Below are 15,151 nucleotides of genomic sequence, written 5' to 3'. Positions count from 1 at the left end.
ACTAAAATTATTACTGAAATCAAAACTACCGCTATTGGTAATTTTTTAAAATGATCTAGATCAGTAGATGTAAACATTTAAAAATGAAATCTGTAACATGACCTAGATCATTTTAAATTATGTATCTTGTGTATACATTTGGTCTTTTTAATAACTAAAAAAGAAAATGAATAAAGAACTTCAAGATATAGAAATAGAATTATTTAAAAATATATTTCAGTCATCAGTGGAAGGTATTTTGGTAGTAGATGCTAATGGTTGTATTATAAAAGCCAATTTGGCTAGTGCAAAACTCTTTGGCTATGATCTAGACGAACTTGAAAACCAAGAAATAGAAATTCTTATTCCGAATAAATTTAAAAAAATACATCAAAATCATAGAGAAGGCTATATTACGAAGCCCAACCCAAGAACAAGGACACAACATTTAGAGTTGTGGGGACAAAAGAAAGATGGCTCTCAATTTCCTGTAAATATTAGTTTAAGCCCAACAACAATTGCAGGGAAAAAAGCTGTTATTGCGTTTGTAGTTGATATTACTGCACAAAAAAAACAAGATACTTTATTTAGTATTAGAAATAACGCATTGGCCTCTACTAGTAATGGTATCTTGATTACTGATGCTCAAAAAAAGGGCAACCCTATTATTTATTGCAATGCTGCTTTTACAAAAATAACAGGATATAAAGAAGAAGAAGTACTTGATAAAAATTGCTCTTTTTTACAACGAGATGATGTTAATCAAAAGGCTATTAGCGTTATAAAAAATGCGATTCAGAATGAACAATTATGCAATGTTATTGTCCGTAATTATAAAAAAGATGGGACACTATTTTGGAATAACGTTAGTATTACCCCAGTCTTTAATGAAGACAATATTTTAACTAATTATATTGGAGTACAAAATGATGTTACGAATAAAGTAAAACAAGAAAATCTTAAAAATCATACCCAAAAAATACTTGAGCTAATTGCTGAAAATCAATCATTAAAAACAATTTCTACCAAAATCACAAAAATTATTGAAGATCATTTTAAAAATTGTTTAGCGTCTATTTTAGTATTAGATAAAGAAAATAAAGTGCTACACAATTATACATCTGCACATTTAACAAAAAACATTCCGGGTAATACTGAAGATAGTACTACTGAGTTAAAAGAAGATTTTTTTGGTACTATTGAATTTTTAAAAAAGGAGATTTTTGTTTCCAAAACAGAGGAAAAGATCCTTTGGGAGGGTCATAAAGAAATTGCTCTAAAAAATGATCTAAAAGTATGCTGTTCGTCTCCCATTCTTTCTTCTACCAAAAATATTTTAGGCAGATTTACGATATACAGTAAGGATGGAAGAAAAGCTTCAAAAGAAGAAAAAAAAATTCTTTTAGACTTGAGTCATTTAGCTAGTATCGCTATTGAAGCACATAACAAGGGCATTGAATTACAAGAGAATAAAAGAGCTTTAGAACAGCAGGCTCTAGAATTAGAAGAAAAAGTATTAGAACTCAAAAAAGAGAAGGAGCTATTATATCGCTATATGAACACCGCTTCCTCAATTTTTTTGGTTATAAATGCCAATCATAAAATAGAATTTGCCAACCGAAAGGCATGCGAGGTTCTACAAGTTTTACATCATGAAATTATTGGTAAAAACTGGTTCAATAATTTTATACCAGAACGCAATAGAAAAAAATTATCAGCAATTTTTGACCAAGTAATAAAAAGTGAGATTGCACCAATTGATGCCTACGAAAACAAAGTTTTGGCAGGAAATAGAGAACGAATTATTCAATGGCGCTACGGAATTATAAGAGATCATAACAATTATCCGATTAGTGTTATTAGTTCTGGAATCGATATTACAGAAGAAAAAAGACTAGAAAAAGAACTGGAAGTCAGTAGAAATCAACTTGCCAAATATGCTAAAGAATTAGAGAAAAAAGTAGAAAATAGAACCGAAGAATTAACAATTACCGCAAAACAGCTTGTAACCTCTAATTTAAGTTTAGAAGACCAAATAGAAGAAACGCTAGCAGCGGAGAAAATTGCTGCTGCTAGTAAATATTTATCCTCAGCAATTGCTAAAAATTTTCCTAATGGATTTATCATTGTTTTTAACCGAAATTTTCAAATAATTCTTATCGAAGGCGCATCTGTTAAACCCTTAAAATTAGATACTATCATTTTTCATGACACAACTATAGATGATTTTCCTATCTTTTCTACAGAACAAAAAACCAAACTAAAACAAGATATTTCTAAGACCATAGGCGGAGAACATCTTAGTTTCGAAATAAGGTATAAAAATCAATATTTTGCAGCAAACACCTCGCCGTTAATTGATAAAGAAGGTATAATTTCTAGTGCATTATTTGTTTATAACGATATCACTGCTCAAAAAAAAATAGAAAAAGACACCAAACAAGCATTAGAAAAAGAGCGGGAACTTAATGAATTAAAATCTCGTTTTGTTTCTATGGCTTCTCACGAATTTAGAACACCTTTAAGTGCAATTCAAACATCAGCAATTCTTATTGCTAAACAAAACGAAGTTGGATATGAATTAAAGCGTGAAAAATATGTAAATCAAATACAGAAAAATGTAAAACAATTGGTTATTATTTTAAATGATTTCTTGTCTTTAAGCAAATTAGAGGAAGGAAAATTAATGACAAATAATAAACTCTTTGATTTTGTTGCGCTTTCTAAAACAATTTTAGAAGAAGTATCTATCACAAAAAATAGAGGTAAAAACATCATTTTTTCAACACCCATAAAACCTGTTTTCATCAACCTAGACCCAAAACTAGTGAGTCATATTTTAATGAATTTGCTATCGAATGCCATAAAATATTCTCCAGAAAATACAGATATCATTATTAAAATTAAAGAAAATGACTTTTTTGTATCTCTAGAAGTTAAAGACTTAGGTATTGGTATTCCTGAAGAAGAACAAGACAAATTATTTGAACGTTTTTTTAGAGCAAAAAATGTACAAAATATTGAAGGAACAGGACTAGGTCTTAATATTGTAAAACAATACGTAGACCTTATGGGGGGCACTATTAGCTTTAAAAGCGCTATTAATAAAGGCACTACTTTTTTAATAAAGTGGCCAAAACTAACTAAACGACCCACTAAATTAATTAACCAAACAACTAAATAAATTAATTATGAAAAAAATTTTAATCATTGAAGATAACCAAGATGTCCGAGAAAATACAGCAGAAATATTAGAACTAGCCAACTATCAAGTTAGCACCGCTTCAGATGGAGATAATGGTATAGCAAGTGCAAAATCATTTCAACCTGATATTATTATTTGTGATATTATGATGCCAAAAATGAATGGTTATGACGTATTGCTAAATTTAAATAAAGACAAAAAAACAGCTAGGACTCCTTTTATTTTTTTAACCGCTAAAACAGAAAGAACAGATGTTAGAAAAGGAATGAACCTAGGCGCTGATGATTATCTTAAAAAGCCTTTTCAAGAAAACGAATTATTAGAAGCAGTGGCTTCTAGACTCAAAAAACATAGCTTTCTTAAAAAAGAATTTTCTAAAGATTTAGCAGGAGTTAAACAGTTCTTTAATGAAGTATCTATGCATGAAGGAATCGAAAGCCTTTATGAAAATAGAGATGTTATAAACTTTCAGAAAAAAGACACTATTTTTATGGAAGGTGATACGGCACATGCACTCTATTTTATTCAAAAAGGAGTCATAAAAACTTATAAAACTACAGAATCTGGTAAATGTTTGGTAACTGGCTTATTTGGACCCGGACAATTTTTTGGACAACTTTCTGTGCTTTCTGATGCAGGATCTTATAGAGATACTGCCATTGCTTTAGAAGACACAAGTTTGTTTGAAATACCTAAAACAGATTTTAAATCCTTATTATTTGGGGATAAATTGATCTCGAATAAATTTATTTCTATGATTTCTAATGATATTGTAGAACTTCAGGAACAACTAATTAGCATGGCTTTTGCAACCGTTAGACAGCGCTTGGCAAAAGTGCTTGTAGATTTATCTAAAAAAGAAATACTTTATCATTCTGATAATAAAGGAATTTCAATTTCTAGAGAAGATTTAGCGAGTCTTATAGGTACGGCTACTGAAACTGCCATTAGAATGCTAACCGATTTTAAAGACGAAAACTTAGTAACTCTTGGTGTGCACAGAGAAATCTATATAGAAAATCCTAAATATTTGAACAACATTGCGATGTTTGGATAAAATATTGATGTTCTATTTTTATTGAAAAAAGGGAATGTTAAGATTCATTTCTCAATGCTATAAATCTATATAAATATTTATACTATGTCTTCTGGAGAAAATAAAAAAACAAAAAAAATATTTATTATTAAAACATATCCAAATTTATCAGAAATAAGGAAGGTTATAAAAAATATTGCTCAAAAAATGGAGGTACCGCTTCAAATATCCATTTTAGGAAAAATAACGACCCGTAAAACACTTACTAAAAAGGAAGTTGAAAAAATCATTGCCGATATAAAAAAGCAATTAAGAGACATTTTAGGTAAGGAATTTGAGTTTGGCTACTTTTATAACCCAGAGCTTGGTTCCTTGTTTATTGCGGGGCATCTAACCCCTGTATTTCTTAATAAAGTTAATAAAAAAGAACTCGCTTCTTTACCAGCAGGTCTTGCTGGTATTTTTAGAGGATTAGGTATTGATGCAAAGGAATTTAAAAGCTATTTCTCTGCATTAAAAAATGATAATTATTGTTTAATTATTCGAGGAAGAAGTAGTGAATTGGCTGCAATAGAAGCGTTATTAACTTAAATGGTATGGCTTTCATAGCATGATCAATTTAGCATCATTACCAGATATAAACTCATAACATTTTAGATATATAATGCCGTAATAAATCGTTTCTTTTTCGCTTACTTTTTATTAAAAAAATGACCGTAGCGAAGGCAGTGCTCATTCTTTTTTCATTTCAATGAATCAAAAAATAATTCAATTTATGTACACGGAATTATACCGATAAATTGGTATTACTCTTGAAGTTCATTTTTAATGATTGGAAAAACGTAACTTTTATACATACAAAAGCTGGAGATTATAAAAAACCTCCAGCTTTTTGGTGGCATAAAAAAAATTATGCAGATTCAATTCCCCAATTGACTCTTATTGCCTTTTCTACCATTTATTATTTAAAATTACTGGTATTATATTTTTTAAATTTTTAAAAGTAAAAACGGAAAGCCTAAACTTTCCGTTTTCTATGAAGTTCTTATTATTTTATCTAGCAACACCAATCATTTAAAAAATTCTATCTCTAGAGCCTTTTTACAAAAGGATTTTTAAAAGATATATGCCAATCACTTCATAAAACCTCTGCTACTTTGCTGTATACAGAAATCATTTTTTTAAAGAAATCGAAACACAAAAATGTTTCGATTTCTTCGAAGATATAAAATGTAGTTTAAGAATACTTGCCCTTTCTATATTCCTATTGCTAAAAATATATATCACAACACTTAAAATGCGTTTTATAACTCCAAAATTCATTGAACATCGCTATCCAAAAATCTATATTTTAATAATTTTAAAGAACTTACTTTCTTAATTACACTACAAATATACATGGGCTTTAAAGCATAGACACTGATCTGGGTCAGTTAGGGTGTTTTTTTTTAAATAATACCCTATTTAATTTCCATTTTGTGACACAAAAAAAGAAGATTCTATAAAGTAAAAATATAAACTTGACATATTGCCTATGTATTAAAAAACTGGAGGTTATAAAAAACCTCCAGCCTATTAATGATATGAAAGTTACCTTTCATACCGATCCAATCCCCCAATTGACTCTTGTACCATCTATCATTTTATTTTCTAATAATTTGAAACAATAACTGGTAATATATTTTTTTAAATTCTATATGTTCTCATAAAAAGTAAAAACGGAAAGCCTTAACTTTCCGTTTTCTATGAAGTTCATAATATTTTATCTAGCAATACCAATTAGTTAAAAAATCTATATCTAGAGAGTTTTACAAACGGACTTTTAAAATAAAAATGCTAATTACTTCATAAGATTTCTGCTACATTACTGCAAACAAAAATCATTTTAAAAGCAATCAAAACACCGAAATGTTTCGATTGCTTTAAAGAAATAAAATGTAGTTTAAGAGTACTTGCTCTTTCTATATTTCTATTGAAAGAAACATATATCGCACCGCTTAAAATAAGTTTTATCCCTTCAAAATTCAATGAACATTGCTGTCCAAAAATTTATATTTTAATAATTTCAAAGAACTTGTTTTCTTAATTACACTACAAATATACATGGGCTTTATAGCCTGGGAAGTGACTTAGGTCAGTTGGACTATTTTTTTTATAAAAAAGTATTTTATACCAATCCTGGTTTGAAATTACTGTAATATAAAATGATGATTTTTTTCTTTGTAGAACATAGAAAAATAAAGCATAGCATTCGTTTATGGTTTCTTTTTAAATTGAAATAGAAAGGAAGGCTATGCTATTTCTTTTTATTGTAAAGAATCAAAAAAATAATTTGATTATAATACACAACTTCATAAATTAAATTGGTAAAAGAACTGCTTTTAAAACTTTATAAAGTTGAATATAACAAGCTTTATCCTTAATTTTGTGATAGATTTTAAATCAATATATCATGAAAAAATTAAGTATACTATTCATTCTTTTAATAGCATTTTCAAATACTTTATGGGGTCAAAAAACATTTACATTATCAAGTAATGATTTAGGTGGCCAAGCAACAAAAATACAAGAATTTAATGGTTTTGGCTGTGAAGGCGATAATACATCGCCACAACTTTCTTGGGCAAATGCACCAGCAGGAACTAAAAGTTTTGCAGTAACCATGTACGATCCTGATGCGCCCACAGGAAGTGGTTGGTGGCATTGGGTAGTTTTTGATATTCCAAAAAACATCAACGAATTGGTTACAAATGCTGGAAATATCACTTTAAATTTAGCACCAAAAGACGCCATACAAAGTCTTACTAATTATGGCGCAAAAGGCTTTGGAGGTCCTTGTCCGCCAAAAGGGCACGGTTTTCATAAATATGAAATTACAGTGTATGCCTTAAAAACTGAAAAGCTTGGTTTAGATGAAAATACAAACCCTGCCATTGTAGGTTATTATTTATGGAACAATACCTTAGCAAAATCTACGATTGTAACATATTATAAGAAATAAGATTTGTTTTACTATGTTATAAAATCCTGAGCTTTTGCTTGGGATTTTTTTGTAGGATTGCTTTTGAATAATTACCTTTAAAAAAATAAAAAAATGCTATCCAATGGAAATTCCTAAATTTATAAAACTTTTATATTCATTTTTATACATAATGTTTCCTAGAAAAACACATCACCTAAAGATTTAATTGATGAGGATTTTCTGCAAATTGAAACAGTAGTGAAAAAAGAACTTTTAAATAAGCTTAACGAAATTAATCCATTTTATTTTGACACACTATTTTTGGAGTATATTATAATTTGATACCATAAGAAAACACAAATAAAAACACGAAATTTCAGAAATATAGCACGTTTTTTCTTTTTGAAATTCTTTAATTATTTATCTTGCCTAAAAAAGCTAGAATGTCAAAAAATCCTGAATTAGAACTCGCCTTAAACTTTATCGAAAAAACAGATAGAAATCTTTTTATCACCGGAAAAGCAGGTACCGGAAAAACTACTTTTTTACATCAAATTAAAAAAGAATCTTTAAAAAGAATGATTATTGTTGCGCCAACGGGTGTCGCCGCAATTAATGCAAAAGGAGTTACGATTCATTCGTTTTTTCAAATGCCTTTTGGTCCTATTTTACCAAATCAGATTCAGAATAACCAACCACAACGTCGTTTTTCAAAAACAAAAATTGATATTATAAAATCATTAGATTTAGTCATTATTGATGAAATTTCTATGGTGCGTGCTGATTTATTAGATGGTATAGACCAAGTAATGAGACGGTATAAAAACCGAAATAAAGTGTTTGGTGGCGCACAAGTTTTAATGATTGGCGATTTACAACAATTAGCACCTGTTGTAAAACCAAATGAATGGAGTTTACTACAACAACATTATGATACCGTTTACTTTTTTAGTTCTAAAGCGTATCTAGAAGCAAATGTGGTTTCTATTGAGTTAAAACATATTTATCGTCAGAAAAATGAAGATTTTATTAAAATTCTAAATGAAATTAGAACAAATACCTTGTCTAATGAATCGGCTAAAATTTTAAATAAAAACTACAATCCAACATTTTCGCCAACCGAAGAAGAGGGGTATATTACCTTAACAACGCATAATAACAGAGCTAATTTAATCAACAATTCTGAACTTAATAAACTCAAAAATAAAAGCTATTTTTTTAAGGCAGAGGTTTCTGGGAAGTTCAGCGAAAATGCTTTTCCGAATGATGAAACCTTAGGACTTAAAGTAGGCGCTCAGGTAATGTTTATCAAAAATGATTCATCACAAGAGAAAAGATATTTTAATGGAAAAATAGGAATTGTAACCAAGATTACTAAAGAAACTGTGCATGTGCAATGTGGCGAAGAAGTTGATGAAATTGTTACAGAAAAAGAAATGTGGGATAATATTAATTACTCTATTAATGATGAAACCAAAGAGTTAAAAGAAGAAATTATTGGCTCTTTTAAGCAAATACCGTTACGATTAGCTTGGGCAATTACCATTCATAAAAGTCAGGGATTAACTTTTGAGCGAGCCGTAATTGATGCAGAAGCATCTTTTGCGCATGGGCAAACGTATGTAGCGCTGAGCAGATGTACTTCTTTAGAGGGTTTGGTTTTGAAAACACCCATTTCTAGCAATGCCATTATCAATGATAAAACGGTGAGTATTTTTAATGAAAGTGTTGAAGAGAATCATCCTGATGAAACAATTTTAAACCAATCTGAACAGCAATTTCAACTAAATTTAATTTCAGAATTGTTAGATTATCAACCTTTCTTATATCCAACAACCCGTTTAATTGATATTTTTTATAAAAATAGAACCAGTATAAAAGGTGATGTTATTGATCATTTGCAAACCTTAAAAGATGATGGTGTTGTTGCTTTGATGAAAGTCTCTAACGGATTTAAAAATCAATTGAATGCACTCGCAGCGGAGAATGTGTTGCCAGAAAAAAGTTCTCAAATTCAAGAACGATTTACAAAAGCGATTGCTTATTTTCTAAATCAGACTAAAAATAACATTGAAAAACCTTTGAATGCTATTTCATTTTCAACAGATAATAAAGCCGTAAAAAAAGACTTTTCAAAACAATTTGATACACTTCAAGAAAAGCTAGAAGAAAAATTATTTGCGCTTCAAAAAATGTCAAGTGGTTTTAAAGTACAAGATTATTTACATGTAAGGGCCCAAGCGGTTTTACAAAAAATGGAACCGACCAAAAAGAAACAAGTTGCCTCTAAAAGAGATCCTATTTTAGCATTAAGACTAAGGGAATTAAGAGACGATATTTCAAAATCTTTAGGAATTGCTCATTTTCAAATTTTTACACAAGAAACGTTGTATGCAATCTGTGATGACTTGCCAAGATCTGAAGCTGCTTTGTTGAAAATTTCTGGAATGGGAAAAATTCGTGTACAAAAATACGGAGAAGAAATCTTAGAAGCTATTGAAAGTTACTGCAAAGAAAACGGCATTAACAAGTTGAATGAGCAGCAGAAAGAAGATAAAAAATCGACAAAACAAATTAGTTTTGAGTTGTTTAAATCGGGTTTGTCCATTAAAGAAATTGCCAAAGAAAGAAGCCTAACAGCCGGAACTATAGAAAATCATTTGGCCAGTTTTATCCCGCTAGGAGAAATAGATGTTTTAGAATTAATGGAGTTAAAACGCTATAAAAAAATCCGTAATGAGATAGAAGAAGCAGGAGAAGTAAAAGGTTTAACAGCCTTAAAAGAAAAAGTAAATGCTAGTTTTTCGTATATGGAGTTAAAAATGGTTTTAATGTCTATGGAGTTATAATGCGTGTGATGACCTCTAGTAAATTTGTTGAAAAATAGAATCAAATAAGGATTTATTTCAAATCCTTTAAAACCAATTGTACAGATTTATGTCCATTCCATTCGTTTTCATCTAAAGCGTACACGATATCAAAATCATTTTGTACAAAAGCCATTTTATCCCCCAAATTAAAACCAATAGCATTGTAATTCTGTTTATTATCACCTTGAAAAACATTCAATTTTAAATGTGTTTTATCCGCTCCTACTTGTTTGCCATAACCATTGTCTCTAACACAAATAGAGGTAAAAGTAGGTTTCATATTCATAGGTCCAAAGGGCGCCATTTGCTGAAGTATTCTAAAAAATTTCGGTGTAATTTCTGAGAGTTCAATTTCTGCATCAATCGCAATTTCTGGTGTCAATAATTTTTTATCGATGGTTTTCGCTACAACTTCTTCAAACTTGTTTTTAAATTTTTCGTAGTTTTCAGGCAATAAAGTTAAACCCGCTGCATATTTATGACCGCCAAATTGTTCTATAAATTCGGAACATGCTTCTAATGCATTATAAACATCAAAATCTTTGACCGAGCGGGCAGAAGCGGCTAATTTATCGCCACTTTTGGTAAAGACCAAAGTAGGTCTGTAGTATTTTTCTATCAAACGAGAAGCCACAATTCCGATGACACCTTTGTGCCAATCTTCTTGAAAAACTACGGATGAAAAACGCTGTTCTTCTTCATTATCAATAATCTGAATTAAAGCTTCCTCTGTAATTCTTTTATCTAAATCTTTTCTATCCGCATTAAAAATTTCAATGGCGGCAGCAAATTCAACAGCAGATTCAAAATCCATTTCCGTTAAAAGTTGAACTGCGTAATTACCATGTTTTATTCTTCCGGCGGCATTAATTCTGGGCGCAATGATAAAAACAACATCCGTAATGGTAAGTATTGTTTTTTTAATATGATGAATAATGGCTTTAATGCCGTTTCTTGGGTTTTGATTGATGACTTGCAAACCAAAATATGCTAAGGTTCTGTTTTCGCCGTTCATCGGTACAATATCTGCCGCAATTGCAGTAGCTACCAAATCTAAATAAGGCATAAAGTATTCTATGGTTTGATTTCTTGAAACTCCTAAGGCTTGTATGAGCTTAAACCCAACACCACAGCCGCACAATTCATCAAAAGGATAGTTACAATCTTCTCGTTTTGCATTTAAAACAGCAACAGCGCTCGGAATTTTTTTGCCAGGTTTATGATGATCACAAATTATAAAGTCGATATTTTTCTCTTTGGCGTACTCCACTTTTTCAATGGCTTTTATACCACAGTCTAACGCAATAATTAAAGAAAAATCATTGTCTTCGGCAAAATCAATTCCTAGATAAGAAATACCATACCCTTCTGCATATCTATCAGGAATATAGGTAGCAATGTTTGGGGTCAGTGTCTTTAAATAAGAAGAAACTAAAGAAACGGCAGTTGTACCATCTACATCATAATCACCATAAATTAAAATATTTTCATTGTTAGCAATGGCAGTTTCAATTCTGGCAACGGCAACATCCATATCTTTCATTAAAAAAGGATCATGAATATTTTTTAGATTGGGACGAAAGTAATTTTTAGCATCCTCAAAGGTTTCAATATTTCTTTGACAAAGAATGGTTGCTATTGTGGTATCAACTTTAAGATCTTTTGCTAATTTAAGGATTGTTTCCTTGTCTGGTTGTGGTTTTATGGTCCATCTCATAGCTTTGTACTGAATTTTTTTTAATGACTCTATTCATTAATTTATACCATTTATTTTGCTATTCTTATAAATTATGCAAATGAATCTCTACTTCTACAGTAGCAAATTGTCGAAACATTTCCATGACTCCACAGTATTTGGTCACTGATAAATTTACAGCTTTTTGAATTTTTTCTGGTTGTAACTCACTGTCTGTAAAATGATAATCTACTTTTACCTTGTTATAAAACTTGGGGTGTTCGTCTGTTAATTCGGCGGTAACTTCAATCTTAAAATCAGCAACTTCAGCCCGCATTTTTTCTAATAAAGAAACAACATCTAAACCAGAACAACCTGCTAAAGAAGATAACATTAATGCTTTTGGAGCAAAACCAACCACATCACCATTATCTTGAGACTTATCGAACATTGTTAAAGTATGTCCGCTTGGATTATCCGTTTCAAATTGAGATTTTTGAGACCATTTGGTCGTAACCATATTTTTATCCATAATTTATATATATTTAAAATTTGAAGTATTAAATTGTGCATTCTTACAAAAATAAGAAAACAGGTATAGGTTCATGAATAAAACAGATAAATCTCTGAAAATTAAAATAAAATGTTCGATACTTTTCTTTTTGCTGATGGGTATTCATATGCATGCACAAGCTGTTTTGGATGCAGGAGCTACCATTAGACAGCCATATTGTCAAGGAAGTGCTATAAAAATCGCTCCTAGTTTTTCAATTACGGACTCCAATGATTCAAGTATCCCGGCATTTTTTATTCAAATATCCGAGGGATATCAATCTGGTTTTGATACATTAGAGTTAGATGAAGCATTACATCCTAATATTTCAGCACTTTGGGATGATAACGAAGGGAAGTTAACTTTAATTTCAATAGGCAGTGGCACCGAAATGTTGCTTACAGATCTCGAAAATGCGGTAAGAGATGTAACGTTTATAACCACGGTATCAGACGTTATTGAAGAAAAAGCCTTTTCATTGTCAATTGATGAGTCTAACTATTTACCCTCCACAAATAATTTTTATCAATTTATTTCTGCTCCTAATATTAGTTGGTCAAACGCAAAAATAGCGGCAGAACAATTAACGTTATACGGTAGGCCTGGATATTTAGCGACCTTAACAAGCAAAGAAGAGGCGGATTTTGCTGGGAAACAAGCACCGGGTACTGGTTGGATTGGCGGCACGGATGAAGAAACAGAAGGGGTTTGGAAATGGGTAACAGGACCAGAAGCCGGAACTGCTATGGAAGTATTTTGGAACGGGCAAGTAAATGGCACCACCCCAAACTTTGCTTTTTGGAATAATAACGAGCCTAATGATTTTGGGTCTGGAGAAGATTATGCTCATATTACAGATCCTTCCATTGGAATTCAAGGCGCATGGAATGATTTACCAAATACAGGAGGAACAGGCTTATATGCAGCAAAAGGATACATTGTAGAATATGGTGTACCAACAGACCCTTTATTAAGTATCGTAGCAACGACCAGCATTTATATTCCTCAAATTACAGAGACAACTGATGCAATTGTTTGTGAATCTGGTTCCGTAACAATCTCAGCAATACCCAGTGAAGGAGAAATTGTATGGTTTGATGTTGCAACGGGTGGTATAGAAATAAGTTCTGGAACTTCTTATACAACACCAATTTTAGACGCCAACACAACCTTTTATGCCGCAATTTCACTAAATGGTTGTGTTAGCTCACAAAGAACTCCTGTAAGGGCAACAGTTATTCCAAGACCAACAATTACAACTACAACAGACGACTTAATTTGTTCTGGCAGCGCAACTTTAAGTGCCACCGCTTCTGCTGGAAACATTTTCTGGTACGATTCGGAAACAAGTACAACTCCTATTTTTGAAGGTTCAACTTTTGAAACTCCACCATTAAATGAGACTACTAGTTACTTTGTGGAAGCTATGATTTCTGATTGTTCGTCTTCTACAAGAACAGCAATAATAGCAGAAGTAGATGCTACAGTTCCTCAATTTGATTTATTACAAGAAATTTTTATTTTGTGTGAAGATATTGGTTCTGTAAACTTAGAAACCATAGGCCCACAAGGAAATTATACCTATATCTGGAAAAAAGAGGGTAGTGTTATTACTGGAAGTTTGCCTACAATTAATATAACTTCATCCGGAAATTATTCAGTCAGCGCGATTTCTGAGGCGGGTTGTTTATCCGGTGAAACACCTATTTTAGTTACAGACTCTGAAAAAGCTACCGTTACTAAAGACGATGTTATTATTGTAGATGATTCTAAAAATAATTTGATTCAAGTTGTAAATCCTAATTTAGGCAATGGCGATTATGAATTTGCATTAGACGATGAATTCGGAACCTATAAAAATGATGGTATTTTTGAAAATTTATCTGTAGGATTGCATACATTATTGATAAGAGATAAAGGCGGATGTGGAATAGAAAAATATGTTTTCTCAATTTTAGGATACCCAAAATTCTTTACACCCAACGAAGATGGCAAGAATGATTTTTGGAACATATCAGGATTTGATACTACCTTCTACCCCACTTCAGAAATTCAGATTTATAATAGATTTGGCATTTTACTTTTTAAATTTGATGGCAATAGTGAAGGATGGGACGGCACTTATCAAGGGAAAACAGCACCTTCTAATAGTTATTGGTTTAAAGCAACTTTAACCGACATTGATGGTTTTTTAATAGAAAAAACAGGATATTTTAGTTTAATAAGAAAATAAAATTATGGCATTAGTAACTCCACTTTCAGCAGAACACGATTTAGAAACCAAAGAATTGGCTGAATTCTTTAATGAAACGTTAGGTTTTTGTCCTAATTCGGTTTTAACCATGCAAAGAAGACCTGCAATTTCTAAAGCTTTTATCAATTTAAATAAAGCCGTAATGGCAAATGAAGGTCGTGTAACCTCTGCTTTAAAAAGAATGATTGCTTGGGTTTCTAGCAATGCAACCGGTTGTAGATACTGCCAAGCACATGCCATTAGAGCCGCAGAGCGTTATGGCGCAGAACAACAGCAATTAGACAATATTTGGGAGTATAAAACACACAGCGCTTTTTCTAATGCAGAAAGAGCTGCTTTAGATTTTTCTTTAGCTGCTTCTATGGTTCCAAATGCAGTAGATGCAACTATTAAAAAAGAATTATATACTTATTGGGATGAAGGTGAAATTGTAGAAATGTTAGGTGTAATTTCTCTTTTCGGCTATTTAAATAGATGGAATGATTCTATGGGGACAACTTTAGAAGAAGATGCTATAAACAGCGGAAACCAATTTTTAGGAAAACATGGTTTTGAAGTTGGCAAGCATGATGGTTCTAAATATTAGAACTACGCTTTTATGTTACAGGTTTTCGTTA

At 31.1% G+C, this 15,151-nt stretch carries 9 protein-coding genes; 7 read left to right on the top strand and 2 right to left on the bottom strand.

Annotated elements, in window-relative coordinates:
* The first annotated feature begins 166 nt into the window (after positions 1 to 166).
* From K8354_RS18110 to K8354_RS18090, 5 genes are all read left to right on the top strand, one after another.
* Positions 167 to 3,163: a PAS domain-containing sensor histidine kinase gene (locus K8354_RS18110; RefSeq protein WP_223444141.1), complete on the top strand. Its 2,997-nt coding sequence runs from the start codon at positions 167 to 169 to the stop codon at positions 3,161 to 3,163.
* Positions 3,164 to 3,170: 7 nt separating this feature from the next.
* Positions 3,171 to 4,241, top strand: coding sequence for a response regulator (locus K8354_RS18105; RefSeq protein WP_223444139.1), 1,071 nt, complete (start codon positions 3,171 to 3,173; stop codon positions 4,239 to 4,241).
* A gap of 84 nt (positions 4,242 to 4,325) precedes the next feature.
* Positions 4,326 to 4,811, top strand: coding sequence for a hypothetical protein (locus K8354_RS18100; RefSeq protein WP_223444137.1), 486 nt, complete (start codon positions 4,326 to 4,328; stop codon positions 4,809 to 4,811).
* A 1,861-nt stretch (positions 4,812 to 6,672) separates the two neighbouring features.
* Positions 6,673 to 7,221: a YbhB/YbcL family Raf kinase inhibitor-like protein gene (locus K8354_RS18095; RefSeq protein WP_223444135.1), complete on the top strand. Its 549-nt coding sequence runs from the start codon at positions 6,673 to 6,675 to the stop codon at positions 7,219 to 7,221.
* Between the two features lie 404 nt (positions 7,222 to 7,625).
* Positions 7,626 to 10,031 (top strand): helix-turn-helix domain-containing protein, encoded by a 2,406-nt coding sequence (locus K8354_RS18090; RefSeq protein WP_223444133.1) that lies wholly within the window; start codon positions 7,626 to 7,628, stop codon positions 10,029 to 10,031.
* 52 nt (positions 10,032 to 10,083) lie between these two features.
* Here the strand turns inward: K8354_RS18090 and recJ are convergent, their stop codons facing one another.
* Positions 10,084 to 11,769, bottom strand: coding sequence for a single-stranded-DNA-specific exonuclease RecJ (recJ, locus tag K8354_RS18085; protein ID WP_223444131.1), 1,686 nt, complete (start codon positions 11,767 to 11,769; stop codon positions 10,084 to 10,086).
* Positions 11,770 to 11,833: 64 nt separating this feature from the next.
* The gene (locus tag K8354_RS18080; RefSeq protein ID WP_223444129.1) at positions 11,834 to 12,259 is read right to left on the bottom strand and encodes an OsmC family protein; all 426 of its coding nucleotides are present in this window, start codon (positions 12,257 to 12,259) and stop codon (positions 11,834 to 11,836) included.
* Between the two features lie 73 nt (positions 12,260 to 12,332).
* On the opposite strand from K8354_RS18080, the gene K8354_RS18075 reads away from it, so the two are divergent.
* Together K8354_RS18075 and K8354_RS18070 are read left to right on the top strand one after the other, a co-directional pair.
* On the top strand, positions 12,333 to 14,513 hold the full coding sequence (locus K8354_RS18075) for an Ig-like domain-containing protein (protein ID WP_223444127.1): 2,181 nt from the start codon (positions 12,333 to 12,335) through the stop codon (positions 14,511 to 14,513).
* A 4-nt stretch (positions 14,514 to 14,517) separates the two neighbouring features.
* A complete protein-coding gene (locus K8354_RS18070) occupies positions 14,518 to 15,120 on the top strand; it encodes a carboxymuconolactone decarboxylase family protein (RefSeq protein WP_223444123.1) in 603 nt (200 codons plus the stop codon).
* Positions 15,121 to 15,151: the final 31 nt, after the last annotated feature.

It is taken from the genome of Polaribacter litorisediminis, assembly GCF_019968605.1.
In the GTDB taxonomy this organism is placed as follows: domain Bacteria; phylum Bacteroidota; class Bacteroidia; order Flavobacteriales; family Flavobacteriaceae; genus Polaribacter; species Polaribacter litorisediminis.
The sequence above is the reverse complement of the archived record's forward strand: the minus strand, read 5'-3'. Positions and strand labels throughout refer to the sequence as shown.